The organism is Terrabacter terrigena (assembly GCF_042676085.1).
In the GTDB taxonomy this organism is placed as follows: Bacteria; Actinomycetota; Actinomycetes; order Actinomycetales; family Dermatophilaceae; genus Terrabacter; species Terrabacter terrigena.
In genome coordinates this window covers 30,251-54,479 of the sequence record NZ_JBHTKH010000004.1, presented here as the reverse complement: position 1 = coordinate 54,479, position 24,229 = coordinate 30,251, and the positions used below count along the sequence as shown (strand labels likewise).

The window sequence follows — 24,229 nt, the reverse complement described above, 5'->3', positions numbered from 1 at the left end:
GCGCCGATCGCGGACAGGAGGTGGGCCCACGTGACCAACGCCCCGGCAGCCGCCAACGCGCTCGACGTGCTCGAGCACCTCTCACGGCACGCCGAGCCACTGCCCGCCGCCTCGATCGCGCGCGACCTCGGGCTGCCCCGCAGCTCCGTCTACCACCTGCTCAAGGTGCTGCACGGGCGTGGCTACGTCACCCACTACGTGGAGGAGCGGCGCTTCGGCCTCGGCCAGGCGGCCTACGAGCTCGGGTCGGCCTACCAGCGGCAGGCGCCGCTGGCCCGGGTCGCGCGCGCCGCGATGCGACGCCTCGTCGACCAGTGCGGGCGCAACGCCCACTTCGCCACCCTCGACGGCCGCGACGTCATCTACCTCCTCGAGGAGCGCGCCCCCGGGCAGCCGATGCTCGTCACCGACGTGGGCGTACGCCTGCCCGCCCACCTCACGGCGAGCGGGCTGGCCATGCTGTCGGCGCTGCCCGCGACGCAGGTGCGCGCCCTCTACCCCGACCGGGCCTCCTTCGTGCAGCGCAGCGGTGGTGGCGGGCCGCGGTCCCTCGCCGAGCTGCGCAGCCTCCTCGCCCGCACGCGCACCGAGGGGCATGCACGCGAGGAGGGCACCGTCACCCCCGACCTCTCGTCGGTCGCCGTGCCGGTGCTCGACCGTGGTGGGCGACCGCTCGCGGCGATCGCTCTGACGCTGCGCACCGCCGACGCCACCGGAGAGCACGTGGGCGACCTCGTCGCCCGGGCCCGCGTCGCCGCCGAGGACATCGGCCGGAGGCTGAGCCCCAGCACGGCGGGCGCCCGCCGGGTGCAGTAGGCGCGAAGGTCAATAGGCTCGGGCCATGCGCGCGATCACGATCCCCGAGCCCGGCGACGCCGAGAGCCTCGTCCTCGACGAGGTGCCCGACCCCGAGCCGGGTCCCGGCCAGGTGCTCATCGACGTCGCGGCGGCCGGCGTCAACCGCGCCGACGTCATGCAGCGGCTCGGCCACTACCCGCCGCCGCCCGGGGCGTCGGAGTACCCCGGCCTCGAGGTGAGCGGACGCGTCGCTGCCGTCGGCGACGACGTCGAGCAGTGGCAGGTCGGCGACGAGGTCTGCGCCCTCCTCGAGGGCGGCGGCTACGCCGAGAAGGTCGCCGTGCCCGCCGAGCAGGTGCTGCCCGTGCCGAACGGGGTGTCGCTCGTCGACGCCGCGGGCCTGCCCGAGGTGGCCGCCACGGTGTGGTCGAACGTCTTCCTCGTCGCCAACATCCAGCCCGGCCAGGTGCTGCTCGTGCACGGGGGGAGCTCCGGCATCGGCACGATGGCGATCCAGCTGGCGAAAGCCGTCGGCGCGCACGTCGCGGTGACGGCCGGCAGCCAGGAGAAGCTCGACGCGTGCCGCGACCTCGGCGCCGAGCTCCTCGTCAACTACAAGGACGAGGACTTCGTGGAGCGTGTGCGCGAGCTGACCGGTGGGCACGGCGCCGACGTCATCCTCGACAACATGGGCGCCGCGTACCTCGGCCGCAACGTCGAGGTGCTCGCCACGAACGGGCGGCTCGTCACGATCGGCCTCATGGGCGGCCGGCGCGGTGAGCTCGACATGGGCATGCTCCTCGCGAAGCGTGGCGCGGTCATCGCGACGTCGCTGCGCGCACGGCCCGCCACCGAGAAGGCCGCGATCGTCGCCGCCGTGCGCGAGCACGTGTGGCCGCTCGTCGAGTCGGGCGACGTGCGACCTGTCATCCACTCGCGCCACCCCCTGGAGCACGCTGCCGAGGCGCACCGCGAGATGGAGGCCTCCGGCCACATCGGGAAGATCCTGCTCACCACCGGCCAGTGAGCTCCTGAACGCCCTGACGTCTGAACTGCCCTGTCCCACGGGACGATCCGGCCGTGTCCGACTCGTCCCGTGTCGCCGGGGCGCCCACCGGCGTACCGTCGACAGGTGGACCGCCTCGCCACGAAGCGGCCCTCCCACCACACGAGTACCGGGAGGCACCTGCAGTGTTCATCCAAGTGATTCAGGGCAAGACCCACGACGCGGACCAGCTCCACGCCCGCATGGATGCATGGCGCGACGAGCTCGAGCCCGGCGCCGACGGCTGGCTCGGCGGCACCTACGGCATCGACGACGACAACGAGTTCATCGGCGTGGTGCGCTTCGACTCGCGCGAGTCGGCCATGCGCAACAGCGAGCGACCCGAGCAGGGCGCCTGGTGGGCCGAGACGGAGAAGTGCTTCGACGGCGACGTCTCCTTCCACGACTGCGACGACGTGACGATGCTGCTCGACGGCGGGTCCGACGATGCACAGTTCGTCCAGGTGATCCAGGGGCGCATCAGCGACCCGGAGAAGTTCCGGATGATGCGCGACATGCCGATGGACACCCTCCACACCGAGCGCCCCGACATCCTCGGCGGCACCATCGCGGTCGACAAGGACGGTTGGTTCACCCAGACCATGGCCTTCCGCACCGAGGCCGAGGCGCGCGAGGGCGAGAAGAAGGACATGCCTCCCGAGGTCATGGAGCAGATGGCCGACATGGACAAGGCGATGAGCGACGTCCGGTACCACGACCTGCACCACCCGTGGTTCGCCACGGCGGGCGCCCGCTGACGGGCGTCACCCGCCCGAGGCGCCTGCCCTGCCTCACGGGCCCCGGACCGCTGGTCCGGGTCCGTGAGGCAGGATGGAGCGCATGAGCGACGACGCGAGCCGACAGGGACAGCCGAGCGACGACGGGGCGACGAGTGACGACCCACGGATCGTCGTCGTGTCGCCCGACGGCATGGGCGTCGCGACGCCGCTCACCGACCGCAGCGACGAGACGGAGGACGGCCACGGACACGGCCGCCCCGCAGAACCGCGCGAACGCACCAACCCGGCCGACCTCGTCGAGGAGCCCGCGAAGGTGATGCGCATCGGCTCGATGATCAAGCAGCTGCTCGAGGAGGTGCGCAACGCGCCGCTCGACGAGGCCGGCCGGCGCCGCCTCGCCGACATCCACCACCGATCGCTCGAGGAGCTCAAGGAGGGCCTCGCGCCCGAGCTCGTCGAGGAGCTCGACCGCATCGCCCTCCCCTTCCGCGACGACTCGCCCAGCGACGCCGAGCTGCGCATCGCCCAGGCCCAGCTCGTCGGCTGGCTCGAGGGCCTCTTCCACGGCATCCAGACGGCGCTCGTGGCGCAGCAGATGGCAGCGCAGCAGCAGCTGCAGCAGATGCGCGCCCTGCCACCCGGCCCCGGCTCGTCCTACGGCACACCGCCCGGCGCCCACCCCGACCACCAGCCCGGCGAGGCCGGCCCCACCGGCCAGTACCTCTGACCCACCGCACTCCCCCAACGGCTGGATCGTTGCGGGCCGCCCCCCTCGGGCCCCGCAACCATCCACCCACGGCGGAAGCGCCCCGCGGCGCCCGACGGCTCGCCGTGCCGCACGAGGATGGTCCCCTCGGGCCGGTCCTCCAGGCCCACGCGGCCAGGCTACGGGTGCGGCTGTCGTGCCCGTGGCCGGCTTCGAAGGCCGCCCGAGCGGTCGGGTCGGTCGGGCCGGTCGGGCCGGTCGGGCCGGCCACGCGCCGCCCACGGCGCGACGAGCAGCAGCAGCCACGCGAACCCGACGACGAAGCTCGCGACGAGGATGGCGACGCCCGCCGACCCGCCGAGGAGTCGTTGGCCGAAGGCGAGCAGGACGGCATACGCCATCAGGAGCGCGCCGACGACGGCCTTGCGCCGAACGGGTCCCACATCTCCTCCTCGCGTCGTCGCCGGGATGGCCCCATGGCAGCACGCCGACGTGAACGGTGGGTGCTCTCGAGGTGACAGGTCACGGTCCGGTTAGGGTGAAACGGTGCGACAGGTGAGGAACCTGCTGGCCGGCGACAGCCACTGGCTGCGCCGCGGGTCGCACCTGCTCAAGTGGCTCGCCGTGCTCGCGGCCTGCTACCTCGGCGGGGTCGCCGCGACGAACCTCGCCCCCACGGTGGCCGAGACGTCGCAGTACCGCGCCGTGCTGCGGCTCGACCCCGTGCCGCGGCACTCGCCGATCCTGCACGCCCCGACGATCGTCGGCGACGTCGACGTCCAGTTCGCCTCGCCGGTGGTGGCGCCGGGGCTCGACGTGCAGGTGGCCGTGCGAGAGGAGATCACCAACCTCTTCACGCGGCCCAACGTCGACATCCGGGCGCTGCAGCCCTCGAACGACGAGATCTCGGCCGCGATCGGGCAGGCGGCGACCGGCGTCGGCATCCGGTTCGTGCTGGGCGCCGGGGCGATCGCGGTGCTGCTCGCCCTGGCGTCGCACTACATCCGGCAGCGCAACACCCGCCGCCACCACGTCGCGTTCGTCGCGTCCGCGATGGTCGTCGCGTCGGTCGGCACGTTCGCCGGGATCGCGACCACCTACCAGCCGGCCCGCTTCGCGGAGTACCGCACGAGCGGCGTGCTCGGCGTCGTGCAGCGCAACGCCGGCCTGCTCGCCGACGTCGAGGCGCGGGCGACACAGGTCACGCCGTACTTCCGCAACCTGCTCGCCGTCACGCAGGCCCTCCAGCAGAAGTACGTCGCGGGCACCGTCGAGGGGCCGCCGTCGGCGCGCTTCCTCCTCGTCTCCGACATCCACGGCGCCAACCAGTACGCCCTGATGCGCACGATCATCGAGGAGGAGGACATCGACGCCGTCATCGACAGCGGCGACCTCGTCAACTTCGGCCGCGTGCAGGAGGGCGACGCGGCAGGCATCTACCGCTCGATCCAGTCGCTCGGCGTGCCCTACATCTTCACCAGCGGCAACCACGACCAGTCGTCGCCGACCGACCGGGCCGTCCTCGCCCGCATGGCACGCATCCCCAACGTCGTCCTGCTCGAGAACCCCGCGGGCGACCTGCGCGAGCTGTCCTTCCGCGGCCTGCGGATCACCGGCTTCAACGACCCCCGCTACTTCGGCGACGACAACACCGACCCCACGGGCAAGGCGAAGCCTGCCGCCGACCGCTACAACGCCGCCGTGGCCGACGAGCCAGAGCCCGACGTCGTCGTGACCCACGAGCCGTATGCCGCCGAGCAGGTCGAGCGCGGACGCCTGCGCATCAACGGGCACATCCACACGCCGGCGCTGGAGGGCAACCGCATCCAGGTCGGCACCTTCACCGGAGGCGGCGTGGTCTCGCACTACTCGGAGGGTGCGGGACAGGAGCTCAACGGCCAGCCGTACTCCTTCGACATCGCGCAGTTCGGCACGTCGTGCGAGCTGACCTCGCTGACCCGCTACTCGTTCCGCAACCTGCTCGAGGGGCGACCGGCGTACGACAGCGTGCAGGTCGTGAGCGGCGCCCGCATCGACCCCTACCGTCCGCCGACGACCGTGCAGCAGCCGGGCTCGACCCAGCCCGACCCCGAGAAGCGGATCTGCAGCCGACTGGAGGAGACGACGCTGCGCCCCATCCCGGTGGCGCCGTCGGCACCGTCGACGTCGACCATCGCCCCCTGAGCGACCTGAGCGTCACCCTTTGAGCGTCACCCCTTGAGCGTCACCCCTTGAGGTCGGGGAACTGGTCGTCGCGCCACTCCAGGTCGGGCTGGCTGCCGCCGAGCGCCTCGAGGTCGCGCTCGCGGCCGCGAAGCTCGACCCGGCGGATCTTGCCCGAGATCGTCTTCGGCAGCTCGAAGAACTCGATGCGGCGCACCCGCTGCCAGGGCGCGAGCTTTTCGCGGGCATGGGCGAGGATCGAGCGCGCGACCTCCTCGCCGGGCTCGTGGCCCGGCGCCAGGGCGATGTACGCCTTGGGCACCGCCAGGCGCACCGGGTCGGGTGCGGGGACGACCGCCGCCTCGGCGACGGCGGGGTGCTCGATGAGCACCGACTCGACCTCGAACGGGCTGATCTTGTAGTCGCTCGCCTTGAACACGTCATCGGTGCGCCCGACGAACGAGATGTAGCCCTCGGCGTCGACCGACGCGACGTCGCCGGTGTGGTAGAAACCGCCGGCCATCGCGTCGGCGTTGCGCTGCTCGTCGCCGAGGTAGCCGGTCATGAGCGGGACGGGCCGGTGCGAGAGGTCGAGACAGAGCTCGCCCTCGCGGTTGCCGTCCGAAGCGGCTTCGGTGACGAGCTCGTTCGTCACCGGGTCGACGACCACGACGGGGTAGCCGGGGAGCGGGCGACCCATCGACCCCGGCTTCACCACCGAGCCCGGCGTGTTGCCCACCGACAGCGTCATCTCGGTCTGGCCGTAGCCGTCGCGGATCGTCAGGCCCCACGCCTTCTCGACCTGCGCGATGACCTCGGGGTTGAGCGGCTCGCCGGCTCCGATGACCTCGCGGAGGGCGCCCGAACCGCCCGACAGGTCGCTCTTGATGAGCATCCGCCACACGGTCGGCGGCGCACACATGGACGTGACCTCGTGCTCGCGCAGGACGCGGAGCAGGGCGGCGGCGTCGAAGCGGGCGTAGTTGTAGACGAAGATCGTCGCCTCGCCGATCCACGGTGCGAAGAAGGAGGACCACGCGTGCTTCGCCCAGCCGGGGCTGCTGATGTTGAGGTGGACGTCGCCGGGCTGGAGGCCGATCCAGTACGTGGTCGTGAGGTGGCCGACCGGGTAGGAGCGCTGCGTGTGCTCGACGAGCTTGGGGCGGCTCGTCGTGCCCGACGTGAAGTAGAGCAGGAGCCGGTCGTCCGGCCCGGTGCCCGGGTGCGGCACCGGGCCGGCGTCGGACGCGTGGGCGTCGGCGTACGCGTGCCAGCCCTCGAGCGCGCCGCCGGCCGCGTCGCTGCCGACGGCGACGCGTACGAAGTCGCCGGGCACGTCGTCGAGCTTGTGCACCTCCGTCGCGTTCGTGACGACGGCGCGCGCCTCGACCCGTTCGATCCGGTCGGCGAGATCGCCCGGTCCGACGGCGGTGGTCGTCGGCACGATCACGGCGCCGAGCTTCATGACGGCGAGCATGGTCTCCCACAGCTCGACCTGGTTGCCGAGCATGAGCACGACGGAGTCTCCCCGGCCGATGCCGAGCGAGCCGAGCCATGACGCGACACGGTCCGACCGAGTCGCCATGTCGTCGAAGCTGACCGTCGCCGCGGACTCGTCCTCCTCGACGATCGTCAGCGCGGGCCCGTCGTTGCCGCGCGCGATCGCGTCGAACCAGTCGACGGCCCAGTTCCACCGGTCGCCGACGTCGGGGAAGGTGAACTCCCGCACGGCCCGGGCATGGTCGCCCCGCAGCTCGAGCAGCTGGTCGCGCGCCGCACGGTAGGCGGCCGTCGGGTCCAGGGGTCCGGTCGTGTCGTCGCTCGGGAGGCTCATGGGACCGACCTTGCCACGCGAGCGCCCGTCCCAGAAGGGACGGCCCCGGCAGATCCGCGATCAGGCTCCTCGAACGGTGACGTCGACGGCGCAGCGGGCGCGGCCGGTGACAACCAGGGCGAGGACGCCCAGCGACACGGCGAGGCCGCTGATGACGCCGAACGCCTCACGCGACGGCGTGCCGAACCACCCGATGACACCGCCTGCGACGGCGAGGAAGACGGCGCTCGCCATCGAGGCGGCCATCTGGCCACCGGCGTTGTTGAGTCCCTGCTCGGCGTCCTCGGACGCTCCCATGGTCAGCACCGAGAGGGTGCTCGACGTCAGTCCGATGCCCAGACCCGCCACGGTCCAGCCCGTCAGCCCGACCGCGGTCGGCGCGTCAGCCCAGACGATGAGGCTCGTCGTGGCCAGGCCGGCGGTGAGCAGGCCGAAGCCGAGACGCAGCAGGAGCATCGGCCGGTGCGTGAGCCGGCTCTGCACGGCCGAGCCGGCCGACCACGCGACCCCGGTGATGCTGAGGCTGATCCCCGCGGTCAGGGCGCCGTGGTGGCGCAGCACCGTGAGCACGAGCGGGAGGAACGCGCCGACTCCCATGAAGGCGGCGCTGAGGAGCCCGCGGAGGGCCACGACCCCGCCGATCCCGCAGGCGGCACGCAGGGACCCCTCGGGCAGCAGGCGCCGCGCCGCGAGCGCGAGGGCTGCGAGGGAGGTCGCGAGGACGAGGACGGGAGGCACCGGACCGAACGGGCCCGCACCGGGCGCGCCCGACGTCGGTCCCTCGGCACCGGAGCCTGCCAGGGGCCGCTCGGCGACGACGCTGAGAGCGACGAGAGCCGTGGCGGCCAACAGCGCCCACGGCAGCACGAGGCGCAGGGGACGCGGCGTGAGGCGGGTCGTGTCCCCGGACAACTCGGACGACTCGTACGCCCCGGACGCCTCGGACGACTCGTACGCCCCGGACGCTGCGACGGCGGGCCGCAGGGCGAGCCAGACGGGCACGAGCACGCACGGGCCGGCGGCGAAGACCCAGCGCCAGCCGACGGCCTCGGTGACCGCTCCGGTGACGGCCGGCCCGAGCACCGAGGGCAGTACCCAGGCTGCCGCGAACAGCGCCATGACCCGCGGGCGCAGCCGTGGATCCAGTGCGCGTGCCACGAGCACCATGACGCCGACGTCGAGCAGCCCTTCGGCCAGCCCTCCGAGCAGCCGACCGGCGACGAGCTGCGGCAGGGCCCCCGCGGTGGCCGTCGCGAGCAGGCCGGCGAGGAAGGCGAGGACGCCGACGCGGAGCACGGGCGCCGGGCCGTGGCGGTCCGCCCACCACCCGGCGGCCGCCAGCGACACGAGGTAGGTGGCGAGCGGGGCTGCGGTCACGACCCCGTAGCTCGTCACGGCATGGAGCTCGTCGAGGACGCTGGGCAGGGCCGTCGAGACGGCCCGGTTCTCGAAGGCACCGAGGGTCACGAGGGCGACGACACCGAGTGCCACGGGCGCGTGGGTGCGCGAGAGCAGGCGTGGTGCGTCGTCCGTGGTCCGGGTGGGTTCTGCGATCGCTTCGTGGGTCACGCCCGAGAGCGTGCAACCTCAAGTCCGCTCGAGGTCAAGCGGGGCACGGGACTCGCTCAGGACGGGTCGCGGCCGTCCTCCACGTCGCGCGGTCGGCGGCGCCGCTCCTCGGCCAGCTCTGGACGGTCGCCCGGGTCGCGACGCCCCTGGCGGACGACGGTCGTGTCGTCGGGTCCTGAGCCCTGCCCGTGGCCCTGCCCGTAGTCCTGCTCGTAGGAGCCGTCGTCGTAGCCGTCGTCGACAACCCCGCTGCCGTGCCGACGCCGGCGCAGGTCGTCCTCGTCGATCAGCCTGTTGATGAGCTGCTGGACCTCGTTGCTGCGCGGGATGTTCGCGAGGTTCTCGTCGGGGCTGTCGCCGGCCGACTCGATGTGCAGGGACCCCGACCTGATGAGCCGGTCGAGCACGGTCTGCTGGAAGCTCACGTCGGTGATCTTCGAGAGCGTGATGTCCTTGCCGTTCTTGGTGAGGATGCCGCGGCGCACCATGACGCGGTGCGACGTGATGACGTAGTGCGTCGTGCGCCAGCGCATGTAGGGCACGACGACGGCGGGGATCGCGACGAGCACGAGCACGATGACCGCGATCCACTGGATGCGGTTGCCGGCGGTGTCGTCGGGGGTGACGACGGCGATCGCGATGCAGGCCGCGGCCAGCAGCACCCCGAAGATCGTCGGCACCACCACGGTGAGCCAGTGCGGGTGCAGGTCGCGCTCGACCTTCTCGCCCTTGGCCAGCACGTTCTCGGGGAAGCCCATCGTCGATCCTCCTGTCGCTGAAGCCCGCTCGGGCCTCCGGAACCACGGTGCACCGCCAGCCTAGGCCGTCGACGCGTGGATGGCGGCCCCGCACCGGCGGCGCGTCGACTTCGGCTCGCGGGCTCGACCGCGGGGCCTTACTGTCCGGTACGGGACGTGTGACCCGCAGCACACCAGCGGGGTCGGCGCCCTTTCGCATGGCTCTGCAGTGCTCGGCGTCATCAGCCTTCCACCCACAAAGGAGTGTGTCGTGAAGAGCAAGCCCGTCAGGTCCTCAAGCCCCACCAGCTCCCCCGGTCGCAGGCGTGCGGTCGCCGCCAGCCTCACCGGTCTCATCGGCGTCGGCGCCGCCGTTGGGCTCGGCTCGCCTGCGGCGGCCGCCGGCGGGTCCTACGTCGCCCTCGGTGACTCGTACTCGTCGGGCACCGGCACCCGCAGCTACATCAGCGACGGCACCTCGTGCCAGCGGTCCGTCTACGCCTACCCCTCACTCGACGCCGCCTCCTTGGGCCTGGCGCTCACCTTCCGCGCCTGCTCGGGCGCGACCGTCGCCGACGTGACGAACACCCAGCTGTCGGCGCTCTCGAGCTCGACGGCATACGTGACGATCTCGGTGGGCGGCAACGACGCCGGCTTCGCCGACGTGCTCACCGAGTGCGCGCAGCCGGCCTGGATGAGCAACTGCAACGGCGCGATCGACGGCGCGCAGAGCATCATCAACAACACGCTGCCGGGGCGCCTCTCGACGCTCTACTCCTCGATCCGCACCAAGGCGCCGAACGCGAAGGTCATCGTCGTCGGCTACCCGCGCATCTTCAACGGCGAGGACTGCAACGCCTTCACGTGGTTCTCGCCGACGGAGGAGTCGCGGCTCAACGCGACGGCCGACCTGCTCAACTCGCGCACGTCGAGCGCGGCCGCCGCGCGGGGGTTCGCCTTCGTCAACCCCACCTCGAAGTTCGTCGGGCACGCGGTCTGCGACAGCCCCGAGTGGCTCAACGGCCTCTCCAGCCCGGTCAGCGAGAGCTACCACCCCAACGTCGCCGGCCACCGCGACGGGTATGCCGTCGTGACGAAGCCCGCCTTCGGCGTCACCCTCGCCACGGGGAGCGGCAGCGCCACCTACTCCGCCGACGCCATCGCGGGGGGCAACAGGAGGTATGCCGCCGCCGACCGCACCATCGCGCCGGAGCGGTTCGTCGCGCCCGACCTCACGACGCCCGAGGCGAAGGGGGCGGCCAAGCGGGCCGGGGTCGACCTGCGCAGCCGCGCGAGCATCGACGCCGCCGACCGCACGTGGTCGCAGCGCCAGGCCGCGGGGGCGCGATGACGCCGGGTGATGTGGTGTGACGTCGCGATGAAGTCGTGATGAGGTCGTCGGGCGCAGCCCGGTCGGGCCACCTAGTCTGACCGGGTGCGCTACGACGACATCATCATCGGGGCCGGACACAACGGCCTCACGGCCGCCGCCTACCTGGCCCGCGCGGGAAGGACCGTCCTCCTCCTCGAGCGTTCGGACCGGGTGGGCGGCGCTGCCGTCTCGGCCCGCGCCTTCGCCGGGGTCGATGCCCGCCTGTCGCGCTACTCCTACCTCGTCTCGCTGCTCCCGCGGCAGGTGCTCACCGACCTCGACCTCGACCTGCAGCTCACCCGGCGGCGCTTCTCCTCCTACACTCCGGTTCCGGCCGACCCCGCCCGAGGACTGCTCGTCGACAACGCCGACGAGTCAGCGACGCGGGCGGCGTTCCGTGCGCTGACGGGCGGCGACGAGGCGTATGCCGGGTGGACCGACTTCTACGCGCGCATGCGCCGCGTGGCCGAGCGGGTCTTCCCGACGGTGCTGCAGCCGCTGCGGTCGCGCGACGACGTCCGGGCGCTCGCCGACGACGCCGCCCTCTTCGACGCCCTGACGACGCGACCCGTCGGCGAGCTCATCGAGTCGGTGACCTCCGACGACACGCTGCGCGGCATCATCGCCACCGACGCCCTCATCGGCACCTTCGCCTCGGTCGGCGAGGCCGACCTTCGCCAGAACGTCTGCCTCCTCTACCACCTCATCGGGGGCGGCACCGGCGACTGGGACGTGCCGGTCGGAGGCATGGGCGCCCTCACGGACTCCCTTGCGGCAGCAGCGGTCTCGGCCGGCGCGACCATCGTGACGGGCGCGGAGGTGACATCGGTCGACCCGTCGACGGGCGAGGTGGCGTGGGCCGGCGGGTCCGCCGGCAGCGGTAGCGCGGTCGGTGGCTCGCTCGTCGCAGGCTGCGCACCCACGGTGCTCAACAGGCTGCTCGCGGCGTCGGGGGCCGAACCCATCGAGACCGAGGCGGAGGTCGAGGGCGCGCAGCTCAAGGTCAACATGCTGCTCACGCGCCTTCCCCGCCTGCGCGATGCCTCCGTCGACCCGGCCGCCGCCTTCGCCGGCACCTTCCACATCAACGAGGGCTACAGCCAGCTCGAGCAGACGTATGCCGTCGCGCGCGACGGGCGCATCCCCGACCTTCCGCCGTGCGAGATCTACTGCCACACGCTGTCGGACCGCTCGATCCTCGGCCCGGAGCTCGCCTCGACCGAGGCCCACACGCTGACGCTCTTCGGGCTGCACCTTCCGGCACGGCTCTTCCGAGAGGACAACGAGACGGCCACCAAGGAGGCGCTGCTCGCGACCATCCGCTCGCTCGACTCGGTTCTCGCGGAGCCCATCGAGTCGGTGCTGGCCCGCGACACGGACGGCAACCCGTGCATCGAGGTGAAGAGCCCGGTCGACCTCGAGCAGTCCGTGGGGCTGCCGGGCGGCAACATCTTCCACCGCTCGCTGCAGTGGCCGTGGGCCGAGCGGGACTCCGAGGTGGGCACGTGGGGCGTCGAGACGGCATACGCGAACGTGCTGCTCGGCGGCGCGGGCGCCCGGCGCGGTGGCGGCGTCAGCGCCATCCCCGGCCACAACGCCGCCAGGGCGATCCTCGGCTGACCCGGGTCGAGGCTCGCCTCAGTCGGGCCAGACGCCGGAGCTGCCGCGGCGGTGGCTGGAGAGCAGGTGGGTGTCGACGATGCCGACGGCCTCCATGAGGGCGTACATGGTGGTCGGCCCGACGAACGCGAAACCCTTCTTGCGCAAGGCCTTCGACAGCGCCTTGCTCTCGTCGGAGACGGTCGGGACGTCGGCGTGCGTGTCGGGGCGCGGTGTGTCGTGGGGATGGAACGACCAGACGAAGTCGACGAGGCCGCCCTCGTCGCGCAGCGCGATGGTCGCTCGGGCGTTGGTGATCGTGGCCCGGATCTTGCCCCGGTGACGGATGATGCCGGCGTCACCGAGCAGCCGCTCGACGTCGCGCTCGGTGAAGGCCGCGACGGCGTCGGGGTCGAAGTCGGCGAAGGCGGCGCGGAAGTTCGGGCGCTTGCGCAGGATCGTCGCCCACGAGAGCCCGGACTGGAAGCCCTCGAGGCAGATGCGCTCGTAGAGGCCGCGCTCGTCACGGATCGGCATGCCCCACTCGGTGTCGTAGTACTCCATGAGGAGCGGGTCGACCGAGGCCCAGGTGGGGCGGGCCAGCCCGTCTGCTCCAACGACCGTCATGGCGCCGACCCTAGGACAGCGCCAGGCGCATCACGACGCGGGGGAAGCCGCCCGAGACGGAGTCGGTGTCGGCGGCCTTGGTGAAGCCGGCGCGCTCGAAGAGCCCGCGGGTGCCGACGTAGGCCATCGTGAGGTCGACCTTCTCGCCGCGGTTGTCGACGGGGTAGCCCTCCACGGCGGGAGCACCGTGCGCACGCGCGTAGTCGACGGCTCCCTCGAGGAGCAGGTGCGAGATGCCACGGCGCCGGTGGCCGGGTCGCACGCGGATGCACCAGATCGACCAGACCGGGAGGTCGTCGACGTGCGGGATCAGCTTCGAGCGCGCGAGGGGCAGCTCGGAGCGAGGCGCGACCGCTGCCCAGCCGACGACCTCGTCGCCGTCGTAGGCGAGCACGCCCGGCGCGACGGCGCGACTGCAGAGGTCTCGGACGTACTCGCCCCGGGCGGCGCCGAGGAGCTGCCGGCTCGTCCTCGAGTCGAGGCGGTGGCTCAGGCACCAGCAGACGGTGCTCGCGGGGTTCTTCGGCCCGAGCATCGTGGCGACGTCGTCGAAGCGGTCGAGCGTGGCGGGGCGCACCTCGAGGGTCATGGCAGCACGCTAGCCAGCCGGGCCGACAGCGGCACGACAGGGCGGCTGCCCGCGAGGGAATGGTGATGGTGTGACGCCACCTGCGGACCCGTACGAGGGGCTCGACCTCTCGGCCCTCGACCTGCGCGCCCACCCGGAGCTCTACCGCGTGGGAGGAAGTACGGCCGTCCGGTGCCGGCGGACCGGCAAGGCCGGACCGGCTCGCACGGCCGACGCGAGCTGCCCCGCGGGCCCGAGGACCCGGAGAAAGCCGGGCCGCCCGCATCTTCAAGGCGGCCTGGGACGCCGTGGAGCAGGAGGAGGCCTACACGTTCGTCGCGGGCGGAGCACCGGGACCGCTACGGCTGACGCGCGCCCTCCACCTGCCCTTTTTGTCGGTTTCATGGGCGTACGGGTGAGTACGGGCCTACCGTGGCGGGACGGCAGACGACCGAGCCACATCCCGCCGGAGGCACCATGAAGACGACGCCCGCTCCGACCACCCGGGCCCGCCGCACCCGTCCGGTGGTGCTCGCAGGACTGACCGCGGTGCTCGCCGGGGCCCCGCTCGCGACCGTGGCGGCGCCGGCGAACGCGGCCCTCACGTACCAGCAGCAGGTGGTCCAGCTCGTCAACGCCCAGCGCGCGAAGGTCGGGTGCCGGGCGCTCGTCTCCGACGCGCGGCTCGCTCGGGCGGCGCAGGCCCACTCGGCCGACATGGCGAAGCGCCGCTACTTCTCGCACACCTCGCTGGACGGGCGCACCTTCGTGCAGCGGATCCGGGCGCAGGGCTACACGGGCACGCGGCTCGGCGAGAACATCGCCGCCGGCTACCGCACCCCATCGAGCGTCATGGCCGCCTGGATGAAGAGTCCCGGCCACAGGGCCAACATCCTCAACTGCAGCTACAAGGCCATCGGCGTCGGCTACGCCAGCGGCGGCCCCTACGGCGCCTACTGGACGCAGGACTTCGGCGGCTGAGCCCGAGCACAGCACTCGCGACTCAGAAGGGGCGGCGCGTCGGTGACCCCCGCGTGCGTGCCGTGAACACGCCCCGCGCGCGCCGGTGCGCTGCACGGACGTCGGCCGCCCGTGGGCGAGGATGTACGCATGCCCCTACCCGGCCGGCCGCCCACTCCCGACGACACGATCGGCACCCGCGACCTCACGTCGTGGCACACCCGGTTCGGCCGCTGGCTCGTGGCCATGACGACCCGCACCGTGCAGTGGTCGTCGGCCCACCTGGCCTTCGTCGTCTTCGCCGCGATCGCCATCCTCGTTATGGTCGGGCTCGTCGAGGGGATCGAGTCGGTCTACGAGAGCGTCGCCGAGAACAGGTCCCTCGCGGCGATCGACCAACCGGTGCTCGACGCGGCGGTCCACCTCCGCTCCCCCGGCCTCGACTCGGCCGTCACCGCCTTCACCGACGTCGGCGGCCCGGTCGGGATGCCGATCCTGGCGGCCGCCGCGGTCGCCCTCGTCACCTGGCGACGGCGCCGCTGGACCCCCGTCGTCCTCGCGGTCGTCGCCGCAGCGGGGTCGATCGCGATGACCATCGTCGGCAAGGACTTCGTCGACCGCGCCCGACCGCCGGCGGCGCTGGCCGTGCCTCCCCTGGAGATCTCGCCGAGCTTTCCCAGTGGGCACACCCTCAACGCGACCGTCCTGACGACGGTGGTGGCCTACCTCGTGCTCATCCAGACGACCGCCACCTGGCAGCGGGTCGTCAGCATCACGGTGGCGACGGTCTTCGTCGTCGCAATGGGCCTGTCGCGGGTGTTCCTCGGCCACCACTGGCTCACCGACGTCGTCGCCGGTTGGCTCATCGGCCTTGCGTGGGCGCTCGTGGTCATCACCGCCCACCGGCTCTGGCTCACGCTCCGCCAGCACCGTGAGGCGATGGCGGAGGCGGTCACCCCTTGACGCCTCCCTCGTTCGCTCCTCGGATGAAGTAGCGCTGGAGTGCGAAGAAGAGCAGCGCGACCGGGATCGTCGCCAGCAGGGCGGTGCCGAGCTTGAGCGGATACTGCGTGCCGGCGCCCAGCTGTCCGCTCGTCATGCTCGCCAGGCCGGTCACGAGGGTCTGGTGCTCGGGCGTGCCCTTGGTCACCACGAGGAAGTGCGAGAACTCGTTCCACGAGCCCTGGAACGACAGGATGGTCAGGGTGATGAGCGCCGGCTTGGCCATCGGTAGCACCACCGACCAGAACGTGCGGAAGATGCTCGCGCCGTCCATCCGGGCCGCCTCCTCGATCGAGACCGGCACCGAGTCGAAGAACTGCTTCATGATGAAGACGCCTGCGGCGTCGACGACGAGGGGCAGGATCATCGCGGTGTAGGTGTCGTAGATCCCGAGGTAGTTGACCATGAGGAACTTCGGGATGAGCAGGGCCACGCCGGGCACCGCCATCACGGCGAGCAGGGCTGCGAAGACCGCGTTGCGGCCCCGGAACCGCAGCCGCGACAGGGCGTACCCGGCGAGGGAGTCGAGGAAGACGCGCCCGGCCGTGACGACGAGCGTCACGATGACGGAGTTCTGGACCCACGTGGTGACGGGCACCGAGGAGTCGCCGGTCTGACCGAAGATCCGCTGCCACACCTGGGTGGTGGCGGGGTTCGGCACGAGTGACAACGGGTTGTTCGCCGCGTCGGGGTCGGTCTTGAACGAGGTCGAGATCTGGATGAGGAACGGGTAGATGAACAGCACTGCGAAGGCGAGCAGCGCGGCATAGAGCAGGATCGTCTTGACGGGGTTGGACCGGCGTTCGCTCACTTGCGGCCTCCGAGTCGGAAGAGGGGCTTGCGTTCGTCCTTGTCGGTCAGCACGTGGCGCTGCAGCCGCGTCAGGACGATGATGATGACGAAGACGACGAAGGCCATGGCCGCGCCCGAGCCGTAGCGGAAGTTGCCGAAGCTCTGCTGGTACGAGAGGAACGCCGGGCTCAGCGTCGTGCCTGCGGGGGCACCCTTGCCCATGACGTAGATCTGGTCGAAGACCTGCCACGTGCCGATGATCCCGAGCGTGATGACGAGGAAGAGCGCCGGCTTGATCATCGGCAGGGTCACGTGCCGCAGCTTCTGCCAGCGCGTCGTGCCGTCGAGGGCCGCCGCCTCGTCGATCTCGACGGGCAGGTCCTGCAGCGCCGCGATGAACATCAGCATGAAGGTGCCCGACGTCGTCCAGATGACGAGGAAGATGATGACGAACATCGCGACCGACGGTCCGGAGAGCCACTCCCAGAGGCTGCGGCCGAAGATCTCGCCCTGCGCCCAGTCGGGGTTGTCGACCCCGACCGCGTTGAAGGCGAGGTGCAGCAGGCCGCGGCTGTCGCTGAACCACTGCGGCCCGTCGATGCCGAAGAAGCCGAGGAAGGCGTTGACGGCGCCGGTGTTGGAGAAGAGGAAGAGGAAGACCGTCGCGATGGCGATCGAGCTCGTCACCGACGGGAAGTAGAAGGCCGTGCGGAAGAAGCTGCGACCCTTCAGCATCGTGTTGTTGAGGAGCAGGGCGAGCCCGAGCGCGAGGACCGTCTGAAGCGGCACGACGAGCAGCACGTAGTAGAAGGTGTTGCCGATCGACTGCATGAAGTTGTCGCGGGTCAGGCCGTCCCGTGCGAAGAGGTCGGTGTAGTTCTTCAGCCCCACGACGTCGGTGCCCTGCCCGACCACGAAGGGACTGGTGTTGCCTTGCCAGTTGGTGAAGCTCACCCACAGCGCCATCCCGATCGGGATGACGAGGAAGAGCCCGAGGATGATGATCATCGGGGCGACGAAGGTCCAGCCCGCGATGCCTTCACGGCCGCGTATGCCGCCGTGTCCGCGACGCGGAGCGCGTCGGGCCCCCGGTGCGCCGGCCTGACCGGTCGGAGCGCCGCTGGAGACCGAGGCGACCTGGCCGGCTCGCGCGCCGGAGGCCGTGACGTCGTCCTGTGGACGTCCGTCGATGGATGCCATGGAGAGCTCCTGGGGATCGGTGACCGAACAGGGAGGGTGGCGTCCGCCCGCCGCGCGGTGCGGCAGGCGGACGCCAGGGCTGGGTGTCAGCCGGAGAGAGCCGCGGTGCCGTTCTTCTGCAGCTCGGTCAGCCACGCGTTGGGGTCGCCGCCCTTGCCGAGAGTGGCCAGCTGCGAGTTGAACTTCGTCATGACCTCGTCGAAGCCGGGCAGGTTGACCGGGCCCTGGGCGTACTGACCGCCGGCCACGAAGGCCTGCTGGTCCGGGAACTTCGCCGCGAAGGCCTTCGCGCCCTCCTCGGTGGAGGGCATGACGCCGAAGGCGTCGGCGAAGGCCATCTGCTGGTCGGTCGTGATGAGCGACTTCACGAGGTCGACGGACTGCGCCTGGTTGGGCGACTTGGCGGCGATGCCCCAGCAGTTGCTGAAGAGCAGGGTGCCCTTGCCGGCGGGGCCCGCCGGCAGCTCGACGACCTTGTACTTGAGGTCGGGGAAGTCCTTCTTGGCGCCGCTGATCCAGTTGCCCTCGATGGTCATGGCGGCCACACCCTTGCCCAGCGCCTCGCCGCCCCAGCCGGTGGCCGGGGAGGTGTCGGAGCTGAACTTGAGGACTCCGTCCTTCATCATCTTCTGGACCTCCGCGAGACCCGCCTTGGCGGGCGCGCTGTCAGCCGTCATCGTCTTGCCGTCCTCGGAGACGATCCACCCGCCGGCCTGCTTGATGAAGGCGCCGCTGCGGTTGATGTCGTTGCCGATGACGAGGCCGGTCACCTTGCCCGACGTCAGCTTCTTGGCCGCCGCCTCGAGACCGGCCCAGTCCTTGGGGATGTCGGCGTCGGTGAGCCCTGCCTTGCTCCACAGGTCGGTGTTGATCTCGAGCGCGAGGGTCGAGTAGTCCTTGGGCGCGCAGTAGAACTTGTCGTCATAGGTGAAGGTCTTGACGAGGGTCGGCAGGAACCCTGCGTCCTTGACCTGGTCGCCGTACGCGTAGAGGTTGCCCGCCTTGGCGAAGGTGCCGACCTTGGAGGCGTCGGTGTAGAAGACGTCGGGCGGCGTCGTCGAGGCGAAGGCCTGACCCAGCTGCTGCCCGAGGTCGGAGGCGGCGATGACCTCGACCGTGTTGCCGGTCTTCTTGGCCCACGCCTCGGTGGCCTTCTTGACCGCATTGGTCTCGGCGTCTCCCGAGCTGCCGATCATGACGGTGAGCTTGACCGGGCCCTTCGACGTGGCCTGCGGGGCGCTGTTGCCACCGCTGAAGCCGCCCCCGCCGCACGCGCTCAGGATGAGCGCTCCGGTGAGGCAGGCCGCTGCGGCGGCCGTGGTGGTCTTGCGTGACATCGATGTCTCCTGTTTCGGGTGGTGGGGGCGTGACGTGCGGCGTATGCCGTGTGGGTCGTCGTGGAACCGCGCTTGCTTCACGGTGGGTCGAGGACGGCGGAGGAGTCCGCATCGGAGGTTTCGCGGATGCTGGAGGCCCGCACGGTGAGGGTGGGCTCGAGGAGCACGGGGGCCGAGGTGGACTCAGGGTCGACGAGCAGGTCCCAGGCGGTGCGGGCGGCCTCGGCGACGGGCTGGTGCACGCTCGTGAGCTGCATGGCGGCTGCGACGTCGGTGTCGTCGAAGCCGACGACACCGACGTCACGACCCGGCTCGAGACCGTGGTTGCGCACGGCCCTCAGCGCGCCGAGGGCGAGCAGGTCGGAGGCGCAGACGATCGCGGCGTCGGTCCCGAGCCGGTCGAGCAGGCGCTCGGCAGCGCCGGTCGCCTCGTCGAGGTCCTGCACCGACTCGGCGGTCGGGGCCTCCCCCGTGACGCCGAGCTCGGCGAGACCGTCGGCCCAGCCCCGGCGGCGGTCGTCGCCGACGGGAGAACCGGAGGGCCATCCCAGCCAGCCGATCTGCTCGTAGCCGGAGGCGGCGAGGTGGCGCACTGCGCCGAGCACGCCGGCGTGGCCGTCGACGTCGACCCAGCGCGTGAGCTCGGGGCGGTCCCAGACCCGGCCGAACGACACGAACGGCACGCCGTGCTCGATGAGCCACTGGGGCCGCGGGTCGGCGTGGCGGGTGTCTGCGAGGACGAAGCCGTCGACGAGCCCGCTGGCGAGGGTCTGCCGGTAGCCGGCGATGACGTCGTCGGGGTCCGGCGCGAAGGCGAGCAGGTGGCTCGCGTGGGCCGGGGCCGAGACCGTCAGCTCGACGAGGAACTCGTCGAGGATGTGCCCGAGCCGGCGGTGGCCCGAGGGGTTGACCTCGAAGCCGAAGGCCGAGGCGCGCTGCCGACGCAGCTGCTGGGCCGACGCGTGGGGCGTGAAGCGGAGCCGCTCGACCTCCCGCAGCACGCGCTCGAGCGTGTCGGGCGCGACCTTGTGCGGCCGGTTGAGCGCGTTGCTCACCGTCTGGCGCGACACGCCCGCCGCCACGGCGACGTCGACGATCGTCGTCCGGGCACCACGCGACTCCTCGGCCTGCACTCCACGCTCCTTTGCGGTCGAGCCCATCCAGTCCAGCGAGTTGATCGTTCAAAACCGGCAAGTCCGGTGGACTTGAACGTTCATACGAGAGGGAGCATGCTCTTGTCTGCCCGAATTGGTCAAGCATGCTTGACCGTTCCGTGACAGGTTGGGTCGGCGCCGACGGCGCTCCCGACACCCCCATCCCGCTCGACGGAAGGCCCCTCGGTGACCGAGCGCGACGCGTCGCTCCCCCCTCGCCAGCCCTGGCTGCACGAGCTGTCCATCGTCGTCGACGGCAACGCGACCGTCCTCGCCGACCGGTCGGGCGACGTGCTCCCGGGCACGAGCCAGGGGCTCTACGTCGACGACCGCCGCATCCTCGGCACGCTCCGCCTCGAGGTCGCCGGCGAGGCGCCGGCCTTCGTCGCAGAGCGCGCCTCGGGTGCCTCGGCGGAGTACGCCGGCTCGGCGCGCGGCCTCGGCAACCCCGGGCCCGACCCCACCGTCGAGGTCCTGCGCTCGCGGCGCCTGCTCTCGGACGGTGGTCGCACCCTGACCGAGCAGGTCGCCGTCACCTCACGCGCGGCGCAGACGGTGCACGCACCGGTGCGACTCGTCGTCGGCGGCGACGGCCTCGACATCGGCGCCGTCAAGTCGGGGCGGCTCACCGGACCGGCCACGTCCGCCACCGTCGTCGACGGCCGCGCGGTGCTCGAGGACGAGTGGCACCGCACGACGCTCGCCCTCGAGGGCCTGCCGGTCGGCTCCGAGGCGAGCGTCGAGGCGGGAGCGGACGGCACGGTCATCCTCGGCGCCACCCTCGTCGTCGAGCCCGGCTCCACCGCCTCGCTCTGCCTCCGCGTGACCACCCAGCGGCAGCAGGCGTCCGCCTTCGACGCCGACCCCGGGGCCGACGCCGTGCAGTGGGACGACGTGCGCGTCACCGCCCGCGACCACCGCCTGGGCCGCACCGTCCACCACGGCCTCGACGACCTGCGCCACCTCGTGCTCCGCGACCCCGCGTCGCCCGCCGACGTGTTCGCAGCTGCCGGAACCCCTTGGTACCTGACCCTCTTCGGCCGCGACTCCATCTGGACCGCCCGACTGCTCCTCCCCCTCGGCACCGAGCTCGCCGAGGGCACGCTCCGAACGCTCGCCCGCCGGCAGGGCACCTCGCACGACCCGGCCACCGGTGAGGCCCCGGGCAAGATCCCGCACGAGCTCCGGCGCCACGTCTACCGCGACAAGAACTCCGGCATGACGCTGCCGCAGGTCTACTACGGCACGGTCGACGCGACCGCCCTGTGGGTCTGCCTGCTCGCCGAGGCCGTCGACTGGGGGCTCCCCCTCGAGCGCGCGCGGACCCTCCTGCCTGCCCTGCGCGCCGCGGTCGGCTGGCTCACCGGCGACGGGCAGCCCGACGACGGCCTGCTCAAGTACATCGACACGTCGGGCACCGGCCTCGCCAACCAGGGCTGGAAGGACTCCGGCGACTCCATCCGCTGGCGTGACGGCACCGTCGCCGACGCCCCCATCGCGCTCGTCGAGGCCCAGGCGTATGCCGTCGAGGCGCTCCGCTCTGCCGCCCGCCTCCACCGCGCTCTCGAGGTCCCCGGCGCCGACGTCCTCGAGGCGCAGGCGACCGCCCTCCAGCAGCGCCTGCGCGAGCGGTTCTGGGTCGACACGGACGCCGGCCGCCACCTCGCCATCGCCCTCGACGGCGCCGGGCGCGCGGTCGACGGCCTCGGCTCGAACATGGGCCATGTCCTCGGCACGTCGGCCCTTCGCCCCGACGAGGCCCGGCAGGTCGCCGCCACCGTGACCGGGCCCGAGCTGCTCGACGACTTCGGCGTGCGCACCTTCGGCACCGGCAACGGCGGCTTCAACCCCATCGGCTACCACACCGGCTCCATCTGGACGCACGACACCGCGATCACGGCAATCGGCTTGTCCCGTGAGGGTTTCGGCATCGAGGCCGGCGCCGTGGCCCGCACCCTGCTGTCGTCCGCAGAGGCCTTCGGCTACCGCTGGCCCGAGCTCTACTCGGGGGCTGCGCTCGCCGGCGCCCCGACGCCCTACCCGGCGTCGTGCCGGCCGCAGGCGTGGTCCGCTGCGTCGGCGGTCGCGCTCCTGTCGGTGGCCCTGCGCCCCCGGCCCGACGCGGCCACCCGCACGCTGCGCCTCTCGCCGGTGCGCCCGTCGCCCTACGGCGCCTTCCGCGTCGAGGGGCTGCGGTTCTGCGGGCAGCGGGTCGACCTCGCGGTGTCCGACGACGGCGACCTCGAGGTGCTCTCGGCGCCCGCCGACGTCACCGTGGTCGCCGACTGAGCTCGACGGCATACCCACTCGGGGCCGCCGCTCCTAGGATCGACAGGGTGAAGCCGGCGATCATCCTGGTGTCCGAGACCCGCTGCGAGCAGCTGCTCGACGAGTTCGGCCGATACGCGCGCGATTACGAGCTGCCGACGGCCAGGTCGGCGCACGAGGCGAAGCAGGCCGCCAAGCGCGTCGTCGCCGAGGGCGGGCAGGTGGCCATGTTCGTCACCGAGTCGCGCCTGCCGGACGGCGACGTGCACCAGGCCTTCCACTGGTGGCGGCAGACGGTGCCGACCGCCCGCCGCGTCATCGCCGCGCACGTGTCGACCTTCCGCGAGGACGCCGAGCGCCTGCGTGGCGGCATGGCCAAGGGCAAGTACGACGCGTACCTGCTCATGCCGCGCGGCGCCCGCGACGAGGAGTTCCACACGGCCATCTGCGAGCTGCTGTCCGACTGGGGCTCGACCGTCGCCGAGCCGGAGGTCGTGGCGGTCGCCATCGTCTCTCCCGTCGAGGACGCCCTCACGCTCGGCATCCGCGACTACCTCGACCGGATGGGCATGCCCAACCGCGTCTACGCCCCCGACAGCGAGAAGGGGCAGCACGTGCTGCAGCTGCTCGCGGCAGAGGGCGGTGAGCCCGAGTTCCCGCTCGTCATGGACATGGCCAAGCGGGTCGGCAGCGCGAGGAGCGTGCGCGACGTCGCCTCGCGGATCTACGGCAGGCCGGCCGACGTCGACGTCGACCGCGTCGTCGACGTCGCGATCGTCGGGGCCGGACCCGCAGGTCTCGCGGCCGCCGTCTACGCGTCGTCGGAGGGGCTCTCGACGGTGGTCCTCGAGGCGGAAGCCGTTGGCGGACAGGCCGGCACGTCGTCGATGATCCGCAACTACCTGGGCTTCCCGCGGGGCATCAGCGGTATGCGCCTCGCCCAGCGGGCGCGCAACCAGGCCATCCGCTTCGGCACACAGTTCTTCACCGGCTGGCCGGTCACGTCGTTCGTCGCCGGCGGTGTCGACGACGACGGCAACCCCGAGCCGCACCGCCTCTGCACCGAGGGCGGCGACGTGCGCGCCCGCGCCGTCGTCGTGTCCGCCGGAGTGAAGTACCGCCGGCTCGACGCGCCCGGCATCGAGCGGCTCGTCGGGCTCGGCGTGCACTACGGCAGCGCCATGACGGCCGCGCGTGAGATGGAGGGCGCCGACGTCATCGTCGTGGGCGGCGGCAACTCCGCGGGGCAGGCCGCGATCCACCTCGCCCGCTTCGCCCGGTCGGTGACGATCCTCGTACGCCGCGAGAGCCTCGCCGAGACGATGTCCGACTACCTCGTCGGCGAGATCCGCTACAACCCGCGCATCACGGTCCAACCCTGCTGCGAGGTCGTCGAGGGCGGCGCGGGCGACGACGGGCGACTCGGCTGGGTCACGACGCGCGACGTCCGCGACGGCAGCGAGACCCGGCGCGACTGCCGGGGGCTGTTCCTGCTCATCGGCGCGGCACCCCACTGCGGCTGGCTGCCCGAGGAGGTCGCCCGCGACGAGCACGGCTTCGTGCTCACCGGTCGCGACGTGCCGCAGGACCAGTGGCGCGACGGCCTGCCTCCCGAGAGCCTCGAGACGACGGTGCCGGGCGTCTTCGCCGCCGGTGACATCCGTGCTGGTTCGATGAAGCGCGTGGCGGCGGCCAGCGGCGAGGGCGCCTCGGTGGTGCCGCTCGTGCACGCGTGGCTCGACCCGAGCCGGTGACACC

At 72.0% G+C, this 24,229-nt stretch carries 21 protein-coding genes; 11 read left to right on the top strand and 10 right to left on the bottom strand.

Going from position 1 to position 24,229, the window contains the following annotated elements:
• Positions 1 to 30 precede the first annotated feature (30 nt).
• The 4 genes from ACFQ2V_RS07775 (at position 31) to ACFQ2V_RS07760 (ending at position 3,310) form a co-directional block, all read left to right on the top strand.
• Entirely contained in the window at positions 31 to 816 is a 786-nt protein-coding gene (locus ACFQ2V_RS07775; protein ID WP_386052103.1) for an IclR family transcriptional regulator, read from the top strand.
• A 25-nt stretch (positions 817 to 841) separates the two neighbouring features.
• Positions 842 to 1,825 (top strand): NAD(P)H-quinone oxidoreductase, encoded by a 984-nt coding sequence (locus ACFQ2V_RS07770; protein WP_386052102.1) that lies wholly within the window; start codon positions 842 to 844, stop codon positions 1,823 to 1,825.
• Between the two features lie 176 nt (positions 1,826 to 2,001).
• Positions 2,002 to 2,601 (top strand): hypothetical protein, encoded by a 600-nt coding sequence (locus ACFQ2V_RS07765; RefSeq protein WP_386052101.1) that lies wholly within the window; start codon positions 2,002 to 2,004, stop codon positions 2,599 to 2,601.
• A gap of 82 nt (positions 2,602 to 2,683) precedes the next feature.
• Positions 2,684 to 3,310 carry a bacterial proteasome activator family protein gene (locus ACFQ2V_RS07760; RefSeq protein ID WP_386052100.1) on the top strand — a complete coding sequence of 209 codons (627 nt, stop codon included), beginning with the start codon at positions 2,684 to 2,686 and terminating at the stop codon, positions 3,308 to 3,310.
• Between the two features lie 158 nt (positions 3,311 to 3,468).
• On the opposite strand, the gene ACFQ2V_RS07755 is transcribed toward ACFQ2V_RS07760, so the two are convergent.
• Positions 3,469 to 3,732, bottom strand: coding sequence for a hypothetical protein (locus ACFQ2V_RS07755; RefSeq protein WP_386052099.1), 264 nt, complete (start codon positions 3,730 to 3,732; stop codon positions 3,469 to 3,471).
• Between the two features lie 103 nt (positions 3,733 to 3,835).
• Here ACFQ2V_RS07755 and ACFQ2V_RS07750 point away from each other — a divergent pair, with 103 nt between their 5' ends.
• On the top strand, positions 3,836 to 5,473 hold the full coding sequence (locus ACFQ2V_RS07750) for a metallophosphoesterase family protein (RefSeq protein ID WP_386052098.1): 1,638 nt from the start codon (positions 3,836 to 3,838) through the stop codon (positions 5,471 to 5,473).
• Positions 5,474 to 5,513: 40 nt separating this feature from the next.
• On the opposite strand, the gene ACFQ2V_RS07745 is transcribed toward ACFQ2V_RS07750, so the two are convergent.
• Genes ACFQ2V_RS07745 through ACFQ2V_RS07735 form a run of 3 tightly spaced genes read right to left on the bottom strand, consistent with a single transcriptional unit; the run spans position 5,514 to position 9,613 of the window.
• Positions 5,514 to 7,286 carry an AMP-binding protein gene (locus tag ACFQ2V_RS07745; protein WP_386052097.1) on the bottom strand — a complete coding sequence of 591 codons (1,773 nt, stop codon included), beginning with the start codon at positions 7,284 to 7,286 and terminating at the stop codon, positions 5,514 to 5,516.
• Between the two features lie 60 nt (positions 7,287 to 7,346).
• Positions 7,347 to 8,855 carry an MFS transporter gene (locus tag ACFQ2V_RS07740; protein WP_386052096.1) on the bottom strand — a complete coding sequence of 503 codons (1,509 nt, stop codon included), beginning with the start codon at positions 8,853 to 8,855 and terminating at the stop codon, positions 7,347 to 7,349.
• Between the two features lie 56 nt (positions 8,856 to 8,911).
• On the bottom strand, positions 8,912 to 9,613 hold the full coding sequence (locus tag ACFQ2V_RS07735) for a PH domain-containing protein (protein WP_386052095.1): 702 nt from the start codon (positions 9,611 to 9,613) through the stop codon (positions 8,912 to 8,914).
• Positions 9,614 to 9,863: 250 nt separating this feature from the next.
• Here ACFQ2V_RS07735 and ACFQ2V_RS07730 point away from each other — a divergent pair, with 250 nt between their 5' ends.
• Positions 9,864 to 10,943, top strand: a complete 1,080-nt coding sequence (locus ACFQ2V_RS07730) for an SGNH/GDSL hydrolase family protein (RefSeq protein ID WP_386052094.1) — start codon at positions 9,864 to 9,866, stop codon at positions 10,941 to 10,943.
• An 84-nt stretch (positions 10,944 to 11,027) separates the two neighbouring features.
• Positions 11,028 to 12,584, top strand: a complete 1,557-nt coding sequence (locus ACFQ2V_RS07725; protein ID WP_386052093.1) for a phytoene desaturase family protein — start codon at positions 11,028 to 11,030, stop codon at positions 12,582 to 12,584.
• An 18-nt stretch (positions 12,585 to 12,602) separates the two neighbouring features.
• Here the strand turns inward: ACFQ2V_RS07725 and ACFQ2V_RS07720 are convergent, their stop codons facing one another.
• Positions 12,603 to 13,190: a DNA-3-methyladenine glycosylase I gene (locus ACFQ2V_RS07720; RefSeq protein WP_386052092.1), complete on the bottom strand. Its 588-nt coding sequence runs from the start codon at positions 13,188 to 13,190 to the stop codon at positions 12,603 to 12,605.
• A gap of 10 nt (positions 13,191 to 13,200) precedes the next feature.
• On the bottom strand, positions 13,201 to 13,779 hold the full coding sequence (locus tag ACFQ2V_RS07715; RefSeq protein WP_386052091.1) for a GNAT family N-acetyltransferase: 579 nt from the start codon (positions 13,777 to 13,779) through the stop codon (positions 13,201 to 13,203).
• A gap of 456 nt (positions 13,780 to 14,235) precedes the next feature.
• Between ACFQ2V_RS07715 and ACFQ2V_RS07710 the strand changes: the two genes are divergently transcribed.
• A complete protein-coding gene (locus ACFQ2V_RS07710) occupies positions 14,236 to 14,739 on the top strand; it encodes a CAP domain-containing protein (protein WP_386052090.1) in 504 nt (167 codons plus the stop codon).
• A gap of 129 nt (positions 14,740 to 14,868) precedes the next feature.
• Positions 14,869 to 15,681: a phosphatase PAP2 family protein gene (locus tag ACFQ2V_RS07705; RefSeq protein WP_386052089.1), complete on the top strand. Its 813-nt coding sequence runs from the start codon at positions 14,869 to 14,871 to the stop codon at positions 15,679 to 15,681.
• Here ACFQ2V_RS07705 and ACFQ2V_RS07700 read toward each other — a convergent pair.
• The 4 genes from ACFQ2V_RS07700 to ACFQ2V_RS07685 form a co-directional block, all read right to left on the bottom strand.
• The gene (locus ACFQ2V_RS07700) at positions 15,671 to 16,531 is read right to left on the bottom strand and encodes a carbohydrate ABC transporter permease (RefSeq protein WP_386052088.1); all 861 of its coding nucleotides are present in this window, start codon (positions 16,529 to 16,531) and stop codon (positions 15,671 to 15,673) included. The genes ACFQ2V_RS07705 and ACFQ2V_RS07700 overlap by 11 nt on opposite strands.
• On the bottom strand, positions 16,528 to 17,712 hold the full coding sequence (locus tag ACFQ2V_RS07695) for a carbohydrate ABC transporter permease (RefSeq protein ID WP_386052087.1): 1,185 nt from the start codon (positions 17,710 to 17,712) through the stop codon (positions 16,528 to 16,530). The genes ACFQ2V_RS07700 and ACFQ2V_RS07695 overlap by 4 nt, the downstream gene beginning before the upstream one ends.
• A gap of 86 nt (positions 17,713 to 17,798) precedes the next feature.
• A complete protein-coding gene (locus tag ACFQ2V_RS07690; protein ID WP_386052086.1) occupies positions 17,799 to 19,049 on the bottom strand; it encodes a sugar ABC transporter substrate-binding protein in 1,251 nt (416 codons plus the stop codon).
• Positions 19,050 to 19,126: 77 nt separating this feature from the next.
• Positions 19,127 to 20,209 carry a LacI family DNA-binding transcriptional regulator gene (locus ACFQ2V_RS07685; RefSeq protein WP_386052085.1) on the bottom strand — a complete coding sequence of 361 codons (1,083 nt, stop codon included), beginning with the start codon at positions 20,207 to 20,209 and terminating at the stop codon, positions 19,127 to 19,129.
• A gap of 180 nt (positions 20,210 to 20,389) precedes the next feature.
• On the opposite strand from ACFQ2V_RS07685, the gene ACFQ2V_RS07680 reads away from it, so the two are divergent.
• Together ACFQ2V_RS07680 and ACFQ2V_RS07675 are read left to right on the top strand one after the other, a co-directional pair.
• Entirely contained in the window at positions 20,390 to 22,492 is a 2,103-nt protein-coding gene (locus tag ACFQ2V_RS07680) for a glycogen debranching N-terminal domain-containing protein (RefSeq protein WP_386052084.1), read from the top strand.
• Between the two features lie 47 nt (positions 22,493 to 22,539).
• On the top strand, positions 22,540 to 24,225 hold the full coding sequence (locus ACFQ2V_RS07675) for an FAD-dependent oxidoreductase (protein WP_386052083.1): 1,686 nt from the start codon (positions 22,540 to 22,542) through the stop codon (positions 24,223 to 24,225).
• Positions 24,226 to 24,229: the final 4 nt, after the last annotated feature.

Bases quoted from the DNA above. Each gene is read 5' to 3' on its own strand.
- ACFQ2V_RS07745 (WP_386052097.1), bottom strand. From the start codon at position 7,286: ATGAGCCTCCCGAGCGACGACACGACCGGACCCCTGGACCCGACGGCC.
- ACFQ2V_RS07735 (WP_386052095.1), bottom strand. From the start codon at position 9,613: ATGGGCTTCCCCGAGAACGTGCTGGCCAAGGGCGAGAAGGTCGAGCGC.
- ACFQ2V_RS07685 (WP_386052085.1), bottom strand. From the start codon at position 20,209: ATGGGCTCGACCGCAAAGGAGCGTGGAGTGCAGGCCGAGGAGTCGCGT.
- ACFQ2V_RS07710 (WP_386052090.1), top strand. From the start codon at position 14,236: ATGAAGACGACGCCCGCTCCGACCACCCGGGCCCGCCGCACCCGTCCG.
- ACFQ2V_RS07690 (WP_386052086.1), bottom strand. From the start codon at position 19,049: ATGTCACGCAAGACCACCACGGCCGCCGCAGCGGCCTGCCTCACCGGA.
- ACFQ2V_RS07695 (WP_386052087.1), bottom strand. From the start codon at position 17,712: ATGGCATCCATCGACGGACGTCCACAGGACGACGTCACGGCCTCCGGC.
- ACFQ2V_RS07715 (WP_386052091.1), bottom strand. From the start codon at position 13,779: ATGACCCTCGAGGTGCGCCCCGCCACGCTCGACCGCTTCGACGACGTC.
- ACFQ2V_RS07770 (WP_386052102.1), top strand. From the start codon at position 842: ATGCGCGCGATCACGATCCCCGAGCCCGGCGACGCCGAGAGCCTCGTC.
- ACFQ2V_RS07760 (WP_386052100.1), top strand. From the start codon at position 2,684: ATGAGCGACGACGCGAGCCGACAGGGACAGCCGAGCGACGACGGGGCG.
- ACFQ2V_RS07720 (WP_386052092.1), bottom strand. From the start codon at position 13,190: ATGACGGTCGTTGGAGCAGACGGGCTGGCCCGCCCCACCTGGGCCTCG.
- ACFQ2V_RS07705 (WP_386052089.1), top strand. From the start codon at position 14,869: ATGCCCCTACCCGGCCGGCCGCCCACTCCCGACGACACGATCGGCACC.